Raw genomic sequence first — 15184 nt, forward strand, 5'->3', positions numbered from 1 at the left:
CCGGTGAAACGCCACGGAGTGCCAGATCATGCCCGTTTTTCTAGACACCACGTCGCCCGAGTTTGAAGCCGCTTTTCAAACCCTGCTGTCGGCCAAGCGCGAAGACAGCCCGGATGTTGATGCCATCGTAGCGCAGATAATTGACGATGTGCGGGTCCGTGGGGATGAGGCGGTAATCGAACTGACGGCCAAATTCGACCGGTTAGAGCTGACACCGGATACGCTGGCCTTTTCGGCAGAGGAAATCGACGCCGCCATTGCGCAGGTCTCGGACGCGGATCGTCAGGCGCTCGAACTGGCAGCCGAACGCATCCGGGCCTATCACGAGAAACAGATGCCCGCCGATCACCAATGGACGGATGAGGCCGGGGCGACCCTTGGCTGGCGCTGGTCCGCAGTGTCTGCGGCGGGGCTGTATGTGCCGGGAGGGCTGGCCTCGTATCCGTCGTCGGTTCTGATGAACGCGATCCCGGCCAATGTCGCAGGGGTCGAGCGTCTGGCCATCGCCGTGCCCACCCCAGACGGTCAGGCGAACCCTCTGGTCCTTTTGGCCGCAAGCCTGTCAGGCGTGACTACGGTCTATCGCATCGGCGGGGCGCAGGCGATTGCGGCACTGGCCTATGGAACAGATACCATCGCAGCGGTGGACAAGATCACAGGCCCCGGAAACGCCTTTGTCGCCGCGGCCAAGCGCCGTGTCTTTGGCAAGGTCGGCATCGACATGATTGCGGGCCCGTCCGAGATTCTGGTCATTGCCGACAAGGATAACGATCCGGATTGGATCGCGCTGGACCTGCTCAGCCAGGCTGAGCATGACGAAAGTGCTCAGTCGATCCTGATCACGGATAGTGCTGAATTTGGGCGGGCTGTGGCGCAAGCCGTAGACAAACGTCTTGAAACTCTGCAGCGCCGGGCGATTGCCGGTGCCAGCTGGCGCGATTTTGGTGCGGTGATCACTGTGGGCAGTCTGGATGAGGCAGCCTCTCTGTCGAACCGAATTGCCCCGGAACACCTTGAGCTATGCGTCGCAGATCCCGTCGCTTTGAGCGAAAAGACAATTCACGCAGGTGCAATCTTTCTTGGTCAGTACACGCCCGAGGCAATCGGGGATTATGTTGGTGGGCCTAATCACGTCCTACCCACCGCTCGGTCGGCGCGTTTTTCTTCCGGTCTGAGTGTGATGGATTTCCTGAAACGCACGACGCTCAGCCAGATGACACCCGAAGCCCTGCGGGCAATCGGGCCAGCGGCAGAGCAACTTGCACAGTCGGAAAGCCTCGAGGCGCACGGGCTGTCCGTGACCGCACGGTTGAAACGATTGAACGGTTGATCACCTATGGTCAGAGGGTCACACCTGCAATTACCTAATCCGATTTTCCCCGATAGGGCTTGAAATCAAGGGGCAAATTGCGGCGCTCTTTATGTGCGACCGGATCTAAAGGAGGTTGATTTGGAACGTGTGGCGACCCTCTGGATCGGTAAGCGCTTTAGCTTTTTGGAACATCTGTGCCTGAAGTCCTTCGCCGATGTCGACCAGAAGCCAATCGTCTATCACTATGGCGATCTTGAAGACATTCCGGATTATATCGAGCCGCGCGATGCCCGCGAAATTTATGATACTCCCGAGATCTACCGCGATCCGATAACCCGATCCGTGGCCGTTCATGCAGATCTTTTCCGTCTGCAGTTGATGCAAAAAACCGACTATATCTGGGCCGATGCGGATGCTTATGCGGTCCGGCCATTCGAGACAAAGAACGGGTATCTTTTTCCGAATGCGAACCGCAAGAAACAACGGATCATGAACGGTGTACTTGCGTTGCCCAGCGACAGTCCGGGGCTGCAGGCCATGTGCAAATATGCTTTTGACAGCGATCTGGTGCCACCATGGTGGACACAAGAGCATAAGGAAACCTACCGCCAGATGTTCAACGGGTCGACCTATTGGAGCCTGCCAATTTTCAGCTTTGGTCCGCCCATGCTGTTTCACTTTCTTTATGGCACACCAGAGCATGAGATGGCTGTGCACAGGTCGGTCCTCTATCCTATCCCATTGCGATATCGCGGCCTTTGGAATGATCCCGACCTTTCCAAATTGGATTTTCTGAAGTGGGACCAACAGATGTCTGTCCATTTTTTTGGATCCTGGTTCCGAAAGATCTTTCTTGGCCGCCAAATCAACTCTGGTTCACTGGTCGATACGCTGTTGCGCAAACACGGAATAGATCCGTCCGAACACCCGCTTTGACGATTTTCGTCGGACGGGCCGTCACTGCGTTGCCCATTTATTTCCATTGGGATAAGTCTGTCCCGACCTGAACGGACCAAACGACCATGACCCGAATTTCGCACATCGAACTTGATGATAGAAACTTGCCCCCGCCGACTCCCGAGATCGAGCAGGAGCGCAAGGTGGCAATCTATGATCTGCTTGAGGATAACGCTTTCGCGCTGCCCAAACGCGATGATCGTGTGGTTCCGGAAGGGCCGTATCATGTGCAGCTCTCGATCCGTGACAAGCGTTTGGTCTTCGACATTGCCACCGAAGCCGAAGAAAAAGCGGCCGAGTTCCATCTGTCCCTTGGACCATTCAGGCAGGTGGTCAAGGACTACTTCCAGATCTGTGAAAGCTATTTCGACGCCGTAAAGACTTTGCCGCCCAGCCAGATCGAAACCATCGACATGGCCCGGCGCGGTATCCATAATGAAGGCAGTCGGGTGTTGCAGGAACGTCTGGAAGGCAAGGCCGAAGTTGATTCAGACACAGCCCGTCGCCTGTTTACGTTGATCTGCGTATTGCATTTCGGGGGGTGACGGGTGACGTCTCTGCCGCAGTCCATCTTGTTCTGTTGCGACCACAATTCGGTCCGATCTCCGATGGCCGAAGGCATCATGAAGAAGTTTTATGGCACCGGCACCTATGTGCAATCCGCCGGGGTGCACAACGATCTTGAGATCGATGGCTTTTGCATTTCGGTCTGTCATGAAATCGACGTCGAGCTTTCACGTCACCGGTCCCGGTCGTTTGATGAAATGCAGGAATGGGGCGACGACCTCAGCTCGTTCGATCTGATTGTAGCGCTGTCGCCGGCCAGCCAGCGCCGTGCGCTGGATTTGACGCGGGTTTTTCATCTGGATGTCGATTATTGGCCAATAATGGACCCTACCGGGCTGGGCGAAAGCCGCGAGGAAAAGTTACATCACTACCGACAGACCCGCGATCAGATCATTCAGCATCTGAAGGACCGCTGGGGCGAACCAACGGAGTGACCATGAACGAAACCGTCAAAACCTATTTCGAAGCCTTCAACGCCGGGGACGTAACCGGCATGCTGGCCTGTTTGTCCGACGATGTGGCCCATCATGTGAACGAAGGCCAGATACGAGTGGGCAAAGAGAAATTCGCAGCTTTTTGTGACCACATGAACCGCTGCTATCGCGAGAACCTCACCGATATCGTTGTGTTCGCGGCCGAGGGCGGTACCCGTGCCGCCGCTGAATTCATCGTGAACGGCACCTATCTTGAGACGGATGAAGGCCTGCCCAAAGCACACGGGCAGACCTACCGCCTACCAGCCGGGTCGTTCTTTGACCTGAAGGATGGCAAGATCACGCGGGTCACCACCTATTACAACCTGGCCGACTGGACCAAGCAGGTCTCGAATGGCTGAGGTCACAGGCGTTCGCGCCTTGACCGGGGCGGCGCTTGAGGCAGCTCTGGATGATGTCGCTCGCTTGCGGATCGAGGTGTTTCGGGCATGGCCGTATCTTTATGACGGCGATCTGGAATACGAGCGGAAATACCTGCAATCCTACCGTGACAGCGACAGAGCCATCGTTGTTGGTGCCTTTGACGGGGATCGTCTGATCGGCGCATCGACCGGCGCCCCGCTAGTCGACCATGCCGCCGATTTCGCGGCGGCCTTCGATGGCTCTGGGCTGGATTTGTCCCAGATCTTCTACTGCGCCGAATCCGTCTTGCTGCCCAACTATCGCAGGCAGGGCGTGGGACATAAATTCTTTGACTTGCGCGAAGCCCATGCGCGCAGCTTTGGCTTCACCAAATGCGCCTTTTGCGGTGTGCAACGCACGACCGATCACCCGATGCGGCCTGATGCCTACCGCCCGCTGGATGCTTTTTGGAACGCGCGGAAGTATGAGCCGTTGCCCGGCGCTGTCGCGCAGTTTTCGTGGAAGGATGTCGGCGAAGAAGGCGAGACGCTGAAGCCGTTGCAGTTTTGGATCAGGGATATCACGGCTTAGATTTTATGGCTGACGTTTGCGCCCAAGAAGGCCGTATTTTACGGCCCAAGCCCTGATTGACCGGCGTTTCCGCCTTTGCTGTCTCGGAGTTGATTTTGATAGCGCTCCACCCGTTCGGTTGAATTCGTACACGTCGATAATCCGTTCGGCGCAACCGCAGGCTTCTCCCATGCCAACCTTTGTGTAATAGAACTTTTCGAAACTTTCCCGGTTTTGCATCGCAACTCTCCTAATCTTATTTAGCCATTTCAGGCTTGAGATGCTAACTCACAATCCCTTGCAGGGCCGGTATATGCGCATATGTTCCTGTACTTTTCAGGGCGCCCTCAACTAGTGTTCGCCAAACCAGCGCAATGAAAGTTACTCCATGAAAGCTGCCACCGCCGCCTATAACCTCGACTGGCTCGAAAACTGGGCGCAGTATGAAGATAAGCTGGCCCGCTGGGTCTCGGATGCCGCAGGGCAGGGGGCTGAACTACTGGTTTTCCCTGAATATGGCGCGATGGAATTGTCGACGCTGGACGGGGCCGAAGTAGCGGGTGATCTGGAACGCTCGATCCGTGCTGTTTCAGATCGGATGGGGGACGTGCAGGCCCTGCATTCGCGTCTGGCTCAAGAACATGAGACCTACATCCTGGGCGCATCCGCTCCGGTGATTGACGGGTCAGGCCGTCCGGTAAACCGGGCTGTGCTCTACGCTCCGAACGGGACGTTTGACCATCAGGACAAACAGATCATGACCCGCTTTGAACGCGAAGACTGGGATATCGCGCCGGGCGGACCACTGAAATTGTTTGATACCCCACTTGGAAAAATCGGAATCCTGATCTGCTATGACAGTGAATTCCCCCTGCTGGGCAGAGCCCTAAGTGAGGCGGATATAATCCTGGTTCCCTCATGCACCGAGGCGTTGGCAGGATACTGGCGTGTCCGCATCGGGGCTATGTCGCGTGCGCTGGAAAACCAATGTGTTACGGTCATGGCGTCTCTCGTGGGCAAAAACGAATGGTCCGATGCGGTGGATATGAATACAGGAACGGGCGGTATTTTTGGTCCACCTGACAAGGGTTTTCCCGCGACCGGAGTGTTAGCAGAGGGAGCGCTGAACCAACCTGGCTGGACCTATGCCGACGTCGACTTGACTACGATCGCCAATGTGCGCCGGGATGGCCATGTGTTGAACCGCGCCCATTGGGACGAGCAGTGCGGTCGAGTCGAAACAGTCACAATATCCTCTCTTTAGGTGAATACGCCCTTGAAATAAGCCCCAAATAGGCTCATTTAGGCGCACATCCCCGTAGATTCTGCGGGTGCAACGTAATTATGGAGACAACATGGCCAAGGAAGATACGCTCGAATTTCCCGGTGTCGTGAAGGAACTCCTGCCTAATGCGACGTTTCGGGTCGAGCTGGAAAACGGCCATGAGATCATCGCACATACGGCAGGCAAGATGCGCAAGAACCGCATCCGTGTTCTGGCTGGCGACAAAGTTCAAGTCGAGATGACCCCCTACGATCTGACCAAAGGTCGGATCAACTATCGCTTTAAGTAACGCCCCACACATGGCGTTTATTCTTGGATCGGGCAGCCCAAGGCGGCTGGACCTGCTGGCGCAGCTTGGCGTACAGCCCGACGCGATCCGTGCCCCTGACATTGACGAAACGCCTTTGAAGGGTGAGTTGCCGGTGCCTTATTGCCACCGGATCACACGCGCCAAAGTGCAAGCAGTTCCCGCCGAAAGCGATGATGTCACACTTTGTGCGGACACCACGGTCGCGCTGGGTCGGCGCATCTTGGGAAAGCCTGAAGATGCAGGTCAGGCGGCCGAGTTTCTGCACGCTCTGTCTGGACGGCGGCACCGGGTGATTACCTCGGTTGCGGTTCGGCGCGGAGACCGCATATCGCAACGCGATGTAGTGTCTCAGGTCAAGGTCAAGCGCCTGTCGGATGTTGAGATCAATGCCTATCTGGCAACCGGTGACTGGCAAGGCAAAGCCGGTGCATATGCAATCCAGGGGCCTGCAGGGGCGTTCATCCCATGGATTTCCGGCTCATTTACCGGCATCGTGGGACTACCATTATCCGAGACTGCCGCTTTGCTGCAGGGCATCGGCTATCCTTTGTATCGCGAGGCACTATGAAGGGGCGTACCATCGTTTTAGACCACATCAACAACCGCGAGGCAGCGGCGTTGATGGTGGACGGAAAGCTTGACGATTTCCTGATTGCTTCCGAAGCCCCGGCACCCGGTACTATCTACCGGGCGCGGGCGGATCGCCCGGTCAAGGGGCAGGGTGGGATGTTTCTGGCTACGCCGGACGGCCAGGCCTTTTTGCGACAGGTCAAAGGATTAGCCCCCGGAGAGCTCAAGCTGGTCCAGGTGACCGGTTTTGTCGAACCCGGAAAGGCGCTGCCGGTGACGGATCGCGTGTTGTTTAAAAGCCGCTTTGCGATTGTCACACCGGATGCGCCTGGCCTGAATATCTCGCGCAGTATCCGGGATGAGGATGAACGCGACCGCTTGCTGGAAATTGCACATGAGGCGATGGCGGGCAGCGAACACGGGTTGATCCTGCGGTCCTGCTGTCAGGGCGAGAACGCCGAAGAGATTGCTGAAGATATCGGCGTCATGCTGGCTCATGCCGATGCTGTGATGAACGATCCCGGTACCGAGCCTGAGGTTCTGCTCGCAGGTGATGGGCCGCATGTTTTGGCCTGGCGCGACTGGACCGACCCGGCCGAGGTCGTCACCGAGCCCGGCGCCTTTGAGGCGCATGGTGTCCTGGATGCATTGGATCAGGCGGGCGGAATATCAGAACCATTGGCCGGGGGCGGACACTTCTATATCCAGCCCACCCGCGCCCTGGTGGCCGTAGATGTAAATACGGGTTCAGACACCTCGATGGCCGCCGGAACCAAGGCCAATTTCGCCTGCGCCAAAGCACTGCCGCGTGCATTGCGTGTACGCGGATTGGGGGGGCAGATCACGCTCGATCTCGCTCCGATGCCCAAGAAAGACCGGCGCGGTTTCGAAGCCGTTTTGCGATCTGCATTCAAGTCCGATCCGATCGAGACGATTCTGGCCGGATGGACCCCCTTGGGTCACTATGAATTGCAACGCAAACGCGGTCGGATTTCCTTGGAAGAGGTGCTGAAATGAGCTGCCCGATCTGCCACGCAGCTACCGTGTCTCAATTCCGTCCTTTTTGCTCCAAACGCTGTGCAGACATTGATTTGGCCAAATGGCTGAACGGGTCTTACGCGGTTCCTTCACAGCGTGAAGAAGACGCTGAACAGGATGTTTCTTCATCGGAAACTGAGATGCCGCGCCCACATTGAAAAAATGTAAAAAAGCCTCTGGACACTGCCAGTAGCAAGTCATAGAACGCCTCCACCCAACGGCAAAAGCCGTTTCCGTGCCCGGGTAGCTCAGGGGTAGAGCAGTGGATTGAAAATCCTCGTGTCGGTGGTTCGATTCCGCCCCCGGGCACCATTAAATCACTGAAGTAGTTGAGAAATTTTGAACGTTGAGAGTTCGGATTTTCCGCCGTAAAAGTTTTACACAGTTATACACTCCTCCGACGGGCTGACCTTGGCCAAAGATTCAAAAAACCAAATCTCCAAGCTGAAACACCTCCGAAAGGGTCTGGCGATCTATCGTACAGGCCGCAGCCCTTATTGGTATTTCCGATTTAGAGACCCGATGGCAGGAAAATACATTCATCGGTCTTCCAAGGAAGAATCACGACTCGAAGCGATTGAAGTGGCTTATGAGTTTGCTGACACGTTCCGCAGCAAGGCCAACAGTGACCATGCCAAGAAGAAAGGCACCAGCTTTGAGCACTACGCTAAAAAGCTGATGGGGGTGCAGAAGGGCAAGTCCAAGTGGTCGGATGGTGATAACAAACTGCTGAACCGATCCAAGGACGGGCTGATCTGCTACTTCGGAAAGTACGATGTCAGCAAGATCACCACGGGGATGGTTAGGGATTACTTGATTCATCTGGACGAGAACCGGCCAAAGCGGTTGGCTGAGTCAACCAAGGCCAAGCACACCATCATCATCCGCAAAGTCCTGACACTGGCAGTCGAGGACGGTCTGCTGGATGTGCTGCCGGTGATGCCAAAGCAAAAGACCGTCGACACACCCCGGCACACGTTCAGCGATGATGAATACAAGCGGTTCATGAAGGCTGCTGGGAAATGTGTGAAGCGGAGAGACAAAGTTCGTGGCGTCGAGATCACCGGTCATCATGCCAAGATGTTTCGGTTTGTGGTCCATACGTTCCTTCGTCCGACCGAGGGTGAGTTGTTCGGGCTCAAGCATAAGGACATCCAGGCCAAGGGCGATCCGGCGCATCTGGAAATGAATGTGAGGGGCGGCAAGACCGGGGGCCGTGTCAGCGTCACGATGCCTCTGGCTGTGCCGCTTTACCATGCCACCTTGAACCCGTTCGACGAGAGTGGCCCTGACAGGAACGGCTATGTCTGGATGCCGGAATATCCAAACCGGCGAACGGCCATCAATACGGCCCGCCGTATCTTCAACCACATCTTGGAGAAGGCCGATCTGCTGGATGAGGACCGGAAGCTGTCACCGTATTCACTTCGCCATTATGCGATCCAAGCACGGCTCAGAGGGTCGAATGGCAAGGTCAACCTCCACACCCTTGCCACGAATGCTGGCACGTCTGTGGATCAGTTGGAGCGGTTCTATCTGAAGAACATGGCTCCCACGAAGGAACTCATCGAGAACTTGCAGCACAGGGAGTGAGGTGTGAAGCTTTTATGTGCATAATTTTATAAGTGAACCAAATCGACAATTGACCAGTTTTGGAAGTTAGGCTGCATTGCTTTTGAATGCTGGACACAGCATTTGTAATTTCTTCTGTTTCGATAAGTAATGCTGTTTTTACACAAAGGTTTCATCCAGAGTGGAAGTCTAATTTGTGAGGTTAAGTATGACTAAATTATTCGATTCAAAGCGCCCGGCAAATGCTCAAATGCTTGAAGCGTTATGGTTGGCTGTTGCTAAAAACAGCCGAAGACAGTCTGTTCTTGCAGAGCAGCTGGCTCAAGCCGCCAAAGCGCAGGCTGGTCAAAAACGATTTGACGAACTGTTCGAACGTCAGGAGGAACTCTTCCTCCAGGCTAGTGAACTTCAGGATAGCTTAGAGCAGGCCCATCGGGAATTAGGGATCAATATTCCAAAGAGTATTAGGTGACGATAAATCCGTTGTCTGCATTCGTGAGCCGAGGGACGCCGCTGGGGTAGCAAAGGAGATCCCAATGGCACTTGAAAAGCAATTCAATCTGGAAGCGGCGGAAAAGCCCAAAACCACGCAGCCGTCCCATCAGCGTCGTCAGAAATTCATCTCTGCCATCGACAAGCAGTTGTCAGGAATGGCGGCGGAGGAAGCCTGCAACCCGGCCAAAAGCACTTGGGTCTGGCAGTCGAGCAAAGGGGATTGGTTCATCTCGCCGAGGTATGGCAAAGCGTCTCTCGAACTGGCTCCGGGTCTATCGGCAATCAAATGCACGGATGCTGAAGACGTGGTGCAAAACCTCGAAAAGCTAAAAACCCTCACGAGTGACGGCAAGCTGGATGCGGTCCTTGAGACGGCTGCAACAGCAATCCGCAGCCGGTTCGGAAAGTGACATCTGCCTGTTGCTCTGAACATTCAAATGGTCCCGTTGGCGTTCAATTGGAGTGCTACGGGACTTTTTGCTTTCCATGTGGCCCAATCCACGAGTGACAACACCAAAGCCATGCGAAGCACTTCACGAAGTGAAGTTGGTTAGCCAAGCGGTAGCTGAATGGTGGCAATGGGTGACGATGACTATTGGATGGTAGCAGTGGATGGAAAACATCATTCCATCATGATCCTGACAGCCACCAGATCGAACGCCATGGGACCAAATACTTACCCCGGCCAGCCCAACCAACCGGTTGAAACAAGCTAGCATATGCGAAGCACTTCACGCAGTGAAGCAGGTAGCTATCTTCTTGCAATGATTGATCAATCGCTTGCTTCGCAAGACATTCGCTTCGCGAATGTTTTTCCTTTTGAGGTTCAATTTGGATTTTGGATATACTTCTCCTATCCGTTGAGGAGAAGTCCGACGAACCCGTTGGTTCTGTCATACCATCCACACACGATTGCTTTCCAAAGCACGGCTGGCGGTTATCCGGTCTCAGCCTACGTGCTGCTTAAACAGCGGACCGATATGCTAGCTTTGCGTGAACGGCAACTTGACTAGCTCGGCGACGGCACTTCCCCGTCTCGTGATGACAATTATTTTGCTCTGGCTCTCTCATGGGGGCTTTCATCCTTCCCCCGCTTTCGCTGTTTCCTGACCCTACTATTCGATGACGTCATGTCTGCTGGCCTACTGAATTCGGTTCGTCACCATCCGGCGGAAATTACCTTCTGATCGCATGACGCTTCGGGCTTTCTATATGTGGTTTGCATCGCGGTCCTGATGCAAGAGAGCTACGAGCTGTGTTCAATGTGTTGTCGTGTGCGGTGTGTATCTGCGTATGGTCTATTTAGGGGGCGCAGGTCGAAACTTGGTCGTGAATTCGTGATTAGTTTGGGATCAGCGCAAATTCGGGAAAATGTCCCCTGTCATGCTGGGATTGGGGCAAAATCTCCCACGACCATGTGTGCGGGTTGAAGCCGAAAAATAGTAATTGTTCTGTATGGGTGTGAGGGATTAACAATTACCATTTTTATCGCTATGGCAGCGTGGCACGTTCCAGCATCTTGATCTGAACTTGGGGTCCCATGCAATTAGCTGCACTGGGAGCTAAACACAGGTGACAATTTCGAATCCTAGATACCAGAAACTTATTCTGAACGAGCTTCTAGAATACCGGCGATGTGTCGTTATATCGAAGTGCTTTGCGCTGGCTGCAACCAGTGTATTATTCCTTTCGTCTTTTTCTGATAATGAAAACGTATTTTGGAAAGCATACGATGTCTGACGTTGAAACGAACTGGATAGATTTTTACATTTCTCTAAGCCCAATTGTTCAAACCGTTATTTGGGCTGGAGTTGCAGTAGCAGGTTTGGTGATGCTTCGTGAGCCTGTCAAACAGCTTGCTCAAATTATTGTGAATCGGGTCAGCAGTGGAGACGACTTCTCGACACCTTGGCTGTCGCTCGAACGGCGTGCTGAGCTTGAGAAGTTGGATCAAGCGGTGGCGTCAAATGCTGAACAAATTGAAGATGTCGGTGCAGAAGAAACTACAGAGGTAGAACAACCCGCGTCAAAAGGGCAATGGAGCCGATATCGAGAAGGTGTCTACAAAGCGCACAAAGGCCTATTTCTTGTGCATGTTTTGAGTCCATCTGTTAAGGACGGTCAAAAGTATGACATCTATATTCTTGTGAAGCGGCATGATGGCCACTCTATTAGCGACATTGATAGAGTTGATTTCTTTTTGGGCCGCTACTGGGGCAACAAGATCTTTACCGAAACTCCAAGAGATGGACTTGTCGGACTTCGAACATCTGCCTACGGGCCATTCTTGTGTGTATGTAAAGTTCATCTGAAAGCACAGGACGACAAACCCGCTGAAACGATCATGCTCGAGCGGTACATAGATTTTGAGATGGGGAAGCACTAGAAAAAAAATTGCTTCCAAGTTTTCTCCTACCCTCTGGTATGCTCAAGTGTGAAAGTTTGTTGAGGCGCAAGGTGCTAGAATTGCAAACGGATTTTGTTTTGCAGCGTTAGACCTTCCTTCCGGCGCGACGCGATCGCCACGCAATCGACATCAAAGAAATAGTAAAAGTGCCATATGGGTATGAGGGATTAACATTTACCATTTTTGCCGCTATGGCATCGTTACACCTTCCAGCATTTTGATCTGAACTCGGGGTCCCATGCAAGCCAAACTCACTTTTCGGCCTGATCAGTTTTATCCCAAGAACAGACCAAGTTCCCGGCACATTCGTTACCTCGTCATCGGCTTTGACACCGAGTACCAGCGGGAAGCCTTTGTGAATGCAGATGATCTGGCTGAGGTTCGCAATCAGGTGCTGTCCTACCAGTATAGTTGTCATGTCATCACACCGGACAACGCAGGTAATGAACAGCACTGGTCAGGTATTGTGTTGCCAAAAGGGCCAACCGACGACGACCGGCTGACCTTGGCCGAGTTTGTAGAACATGCGCTGCGGGATGGTTTTACCCGGCATCCCAACCTGAGAGTGCCGGCGGACGTTTATCTGGTTGCTCACTTCACCCGAGCGGATGTGCCGGGGTTTTCCGACTTCAAAGACGAGAAGTTCCGGAAGGCCATGAACTTGGAGAATGTCCGCAACCTGTTCATGAATGTCAGCGACAAAATAGTGGTCAAGTTGAAGCGGGGAGAAAATCTCAAACCAATCAGCCTGCATGTCAAAATCCGGGACACGATTGCTCTGGCCCCCGCAGGAGCCAAAAGCCTTGCCAAGCTGGGGGAAATCTTAGGCTTTGAGAAGATGAAGCTGTCCGACGATCCCAAGCTGGAGCAATATTACAAAGAAAACATGGCCGACCTGCTGGACACCAATTGGCCGCTGTTCAGAGCCTATGCTATTCGGGATGCAGAGGTCTGTGCTCAATACACAGTTCTCATGATCCGGCTTTATTTTGAGAAAACGGGTAAGTTCAAGCTGCCTGTCACGCTGACCTCAATTGGTGTTGATCTCATTCAGAAGCACTGGCTGTCCCAAGGGCTCGATCCGCTGAAAATCGTCGGGAAGGAGAAAGTGACTGAGAAGTATTGGAGCAACAAAAGCAGTCGCTATGTGACAAAGACTGAAGCCAAGACGGTTCAAAAACTGTTCTGGAGCGAGGATTTCTTTACTGAGTGTTATCACGGGGGCCGCAATGAGCAGTTTTGGTTTGGTCCCGCACCGGAGGGTGTCTGGTATGACTACGATCTGACCAGTGCGTATCCAACGGCAATGGCGCTTATCGGAGAACCGGATTGGGATACGATCACGCATATCACCAGCACCGACGAACTGCTTGGCGGTGGATTGACTGTCGAAGACCTGGCCTTTGCGAATGTAAATTTTGAATTCCCGGAAGACGTTCGCTACCCGGTTCTGCCAGTGCGCACGGAGAATGGTTTGTTGTTCCCCCGCAAGGGCAACAGCACCACCCATATCAGTGAAATCCTATTGGCTAAGCAATTAGGTGCAAAGATCGAACTGGTGGAGGGGCGGCGGATCGACTCTGACCGTGTCTTCAGTCGCAGAGAGGGTGGCGGCAGGGAATATGGCCCTGCGGAGAAACCGTTTTTGAAGTTTGCCCGTCATTGCATAGAAGAACGTGCCAAACATCCGAAGAAGACCCTGCACAATCTGTTCTGGAAGGAACTGGTCAATTCCACATACGGCAAGACGGCTCAGGGTCTTCGGGAGCGCCGGATATACGATTTGCGGGATGCCGAAACCAAACGTCTGGAACCCAGCCCAATCACAAATCCGGTTTATGCCGCTTTCATTACGGCCTTCTGCCGGGGTGTGCTCAGCGAGATCATGAACGCTCTGCCTCGGGACGTGCAAATCTTCAGTGTCACGACCGATGGCTTTCTGACCACGGCCACGGATAAACAAATGAAAGTAGCCGCCCAAGGAACGCTGGGTCGGAAGTACCTGAACTCCCGAATTGGATTGGCCGCGCAATGGGGCATCTATGAGGTCAAACACATCATTGGTCAGCCTGTTGGCTGGCGTACACGGGGGCAGGCGACGTTGCGCCCATCTGAGGCGACCGATTGGAATGGAACAGGTATAGTGCCCAAAGAGGATGAGCGGGTTGTGCTGGCCAAGGGTGGTATCAAACTGGATGCCATTCTGTCGAAGGCAGAGCAGAATGACAAAATTGTTGATCTGTTCTTTGACCGTAAGCCTACCGACACGATGACCGTCACGATGGGTGCTGGCATCCGGGAAATGTACGAACAGGGTATGGACTTCGTGGACAAGACGATGACTAAGCGGCTGTCGATGGAGTTCGACTGGAAGCGACGACCGGAGACGTCTGGTGATGTGACCGTGACGACCAAAGACGGGCAGTGTCGCACCCATTTGGCTTTCTCGACACAGCCGTGGGACACGGTAGATCAGTTCAACACCACACGGGCGATCTGGGCAGACTACAACAAGCAGGCTGGGCATTGTCTGAAGTCAGTGGGCGACTACCAAGCATGGGCTTTGTACTTTGAGGGCAAGCTGGCCGCTCAAGGTCCGGCTGGGGCTTACATTGCCAAAGAAGATGGTGTCCTGAAGCGCCTGCGCCGGGACCTGATCATAGCGCACAAGCTGCGGAAAGCGGGTACGCATGAGCTTAAACCGCACGCAATGGGGAACAAGAAGATATTCCCGACCTACAAGCTCAGAGCGCAGCAACTGGCGGAAATTCTAAATGATGGTTTTGGCATCCCCTGTGCTAAAACGGATGTGGATAATGCCCGAAAGAAAAAGGCGTTTGTACCGCATCAGGTGCCGCGAACGGCACAATCCGTTGCTGTATTGAGAAGCATCAGGCTGAAACTGTTTCCCGAATTGGATGTTGAGCAATTCCTGACGCCGAAAGCTGCGTTCGATCTGGCAGTAGAAGACGCTGACATGACCTTGCACGTTCGGTCCAAATGCAAGGTCTAAATAGCAACTTGGTCAAAGTGGTGGAATGTGCTGGGAGGTGATGCCAAATGTAAGACTGATGGCTTCGGATTGGGCCGCTAATACAATGCTGTGCTTTGCACAATATAACTTGGGGTTTGATTTATGCTCGCCAACCTTCTCAATTTTTATGACCTCTACCCTTCAATTCTGCTTTTGTGAATCCCGGAGGCAAAATACCCACGGAATCGGTCGGATGATCTGACCGTCGCGGAGCAAAATTCCGCAGTCTGA

The 15184-nt window shown here is 53.8% G+C and carries 16 protein-coding genes and 1 tRNA gene; all 17 read left to right on the forward strand.

Annotation, left to right across the window (positions count from 1 at the left end):
• Positions 1-28 precede the first annotated feature (28 nt).
• The 17 genes from hisD to AC2FIP_RS12980 all read left to right on the forward strand — a co-directional run bounded on the left by hisD (position 29) and on the right by AC2FIP_RS12980 (position 14932).
• Positions 29-1330, forward strand: coding sequence for a histidinol dehydrogenase (hisD, locus tag AC2FIP_RS12900; RefSeq protein ID WP_496786710.1), 1302 nt, complete (start codon positions 29-31; stop codon positions 1328-1330).
• A 120-nt stretch (positions 1331-1450) separates the two neighbouring features.
• Complete coding sequence (locus AC2FIP_RS12905) at positions 1451-2248, forward strand: hypothetical protein (RefSeq protein ID WP_496696804.1); 798 nt, start codon at positions 1451-1453, stop codon at positions 2246-2248.
• Positions 2249-2334: 86 nt separating this feature from the next.
• A complete protein-coding gene (locus AC2FIP_RS12910) occupies positions 2335-2814 on the forward strand; it encodes a UPF0262 family protein (RefSeq protein WP_142639020.1) in 480 nt (159 codons plus the stop codon).
• A 3-nt stretch (positions 2815-2817) separates the two neighbouring features.
• A complete protein-coding gene (locus tag AC2FIP_RS12915) occupies positions 2818-3270 on the forward strand; it encodes an arsenate-mycothiol transferase ArsC (protein ID WP_142639018.1) in 453 nt (150 codons plus the stop codon).
• A gap of 2 nt (positions 3271-3272) precedes the next feature.
• Positions 3273-3671 carry a ketosteroid isomerase-related protein gene (locus tag AC2FIP_RS12920; RefSeq protein WP_496702220.1) on the forward strand — a complete coding sequence of 133 codons (399 nt, stop codon included), beginning with the start codon at positions 3273-3275 and terminating at the stop codon, positions 3669-3671.
• Positions 3664-4263, forward strand: coding sequence for a GNAT family N-acetyltransferase (locus AC2FIP_RS12925; RefSeq protein ID WP_496786711.1), 600 nt, complete (start codon positions 3664-3666; stop codon positions 4261-4263). The genes AC2FIP_RS12920 and AC2FIP_RS12925 overlap by 8 nt, the downstream gene beginning before the upstream one ends.
• A 367-nt stretch (positions 4264-4630) precedes the next feature.
• On the forward strand, positions 4631-5506 hold the full coding sequence (locus tag AC2FIP_RS12930; RefSeq protein WP_496786712.1) for a carbon-nitrogen hydrolase family protein: 876 nt from the start codon (positions 4631-4633) through the stop codon (positions 5504-5506).
• Positions 5507-5597: 91 nt separating this feature from the next.
• Positions 5598-5816, forward strand: coding sequence for a translation initiation factor IF-1 (gene infA / locus AC2FIP_RS12935; RefSeq protein WP_005978431.1), 219 nt, complete (start codon positions 5598-5600; stop codon positions 5814-5816).
• A gap of 10 nt (positions 5817-5826) precedes the next feature.
• Entirely contained in the window at positions 5827-6405 is a 579-nt protein-coding gene (locus AC2FIP_RS12940; RefSeq protein ID WP_496692242.1) for a Maf family protein, read from the forward strand.
• Positions 6402-7424, forward strand: coding sequence for a ribonuclease E/G (locus AC2FIP_RS12945; RefSeq protein WP_496786714.1), 1023 nt, complete (start codon positions 6402-6404; stop codon positions 7422-7424). The genes AC2FIP_RS12940 and AC2FIP_RS12945 overlap by 4 nt, the downstream gene beginning before the upstream one ends.
• Positions 7421-7603 (forward strand): DNA gyrase inhibitor YacG, encoded by a 183-nt coding sequence (locus AC2FIP_RS12950; RefSeq protein WP_496749231.1) that lies wholly within the window; start codon positions 7421-7423, stop codon positions 7601-7603. Before AC2FIP_RS12945 ends, AC2FIP_RS12950 begins: the two co-directional genes overlap by 4 nt.
• Before the next feature lie 79 nt (positions 7604-7682).
• Positions 7683-7757, forward strand: a tRNA-Phe gene (locus AC2FIP_RS12955).
• 210 nt (positions 7758-7967) lie between these two features.
• Complete coding sequence (locus AC2FIP_RS12960; protein WP_496786715.1) at positions 7968-9038, forward strand: tyrosine-type recombinase/integrase; 1071 nt, start codon at positions 7968-7970, stop codon at positions 9036-9038.
• A 187-nt stretch (positions 9039-9225) separates the two neighbouring features.
• On the forward strand, positions 9226-9489 hold the full coding sequence (locus AC2FIP_RS12965) for a hypothetical protein (protein WP_496786717.1): 264 nt from the start codon (positions 9226-9228) through the stop codon (positions 9487-9489).
• Between the two features lie 64 nt (positions 9490-9553).
• On the forward strand, positions 9554-9922 hold the full coding sequence (locus AC2FIP_RS12970; protein WP_496786718.1) for a hypothetical protein: 369 nt from the start codon (positions 9554-9556) through the stop codon (positions 9920-9922).
• Between the two features lie 1322 nt (positions 9923-11244).
• Positions 11245-11898 (forward strand): pYEATS domain-containing protein, encoded by a 654-nt coding sequence (locus tag AC2FIP_RS12975; RefSeq protein ID WP_496786719.1) that lies wholly within the window; start codon positions 11245-11247, stop codon positions 11896-11898.
• 376 nt (positions 11899-12274) lie between these two features.
• On the forward strand, positions 12275-14932 hold the full coding sequence (locus AC2FIP_RS12980; RefSeq protein WP_496786720.1) for a DNA polymerase: 2658 nt from the start codon (positions 12275-12277) through the stop codon (positions 14930-14932).
• Positions 14933-15184 lie beyond the last annotated feature (252 nt).

The sequence above is a fragment of the Ruegeria sp. CDSB114 genome, assembly GCF_059611025.1.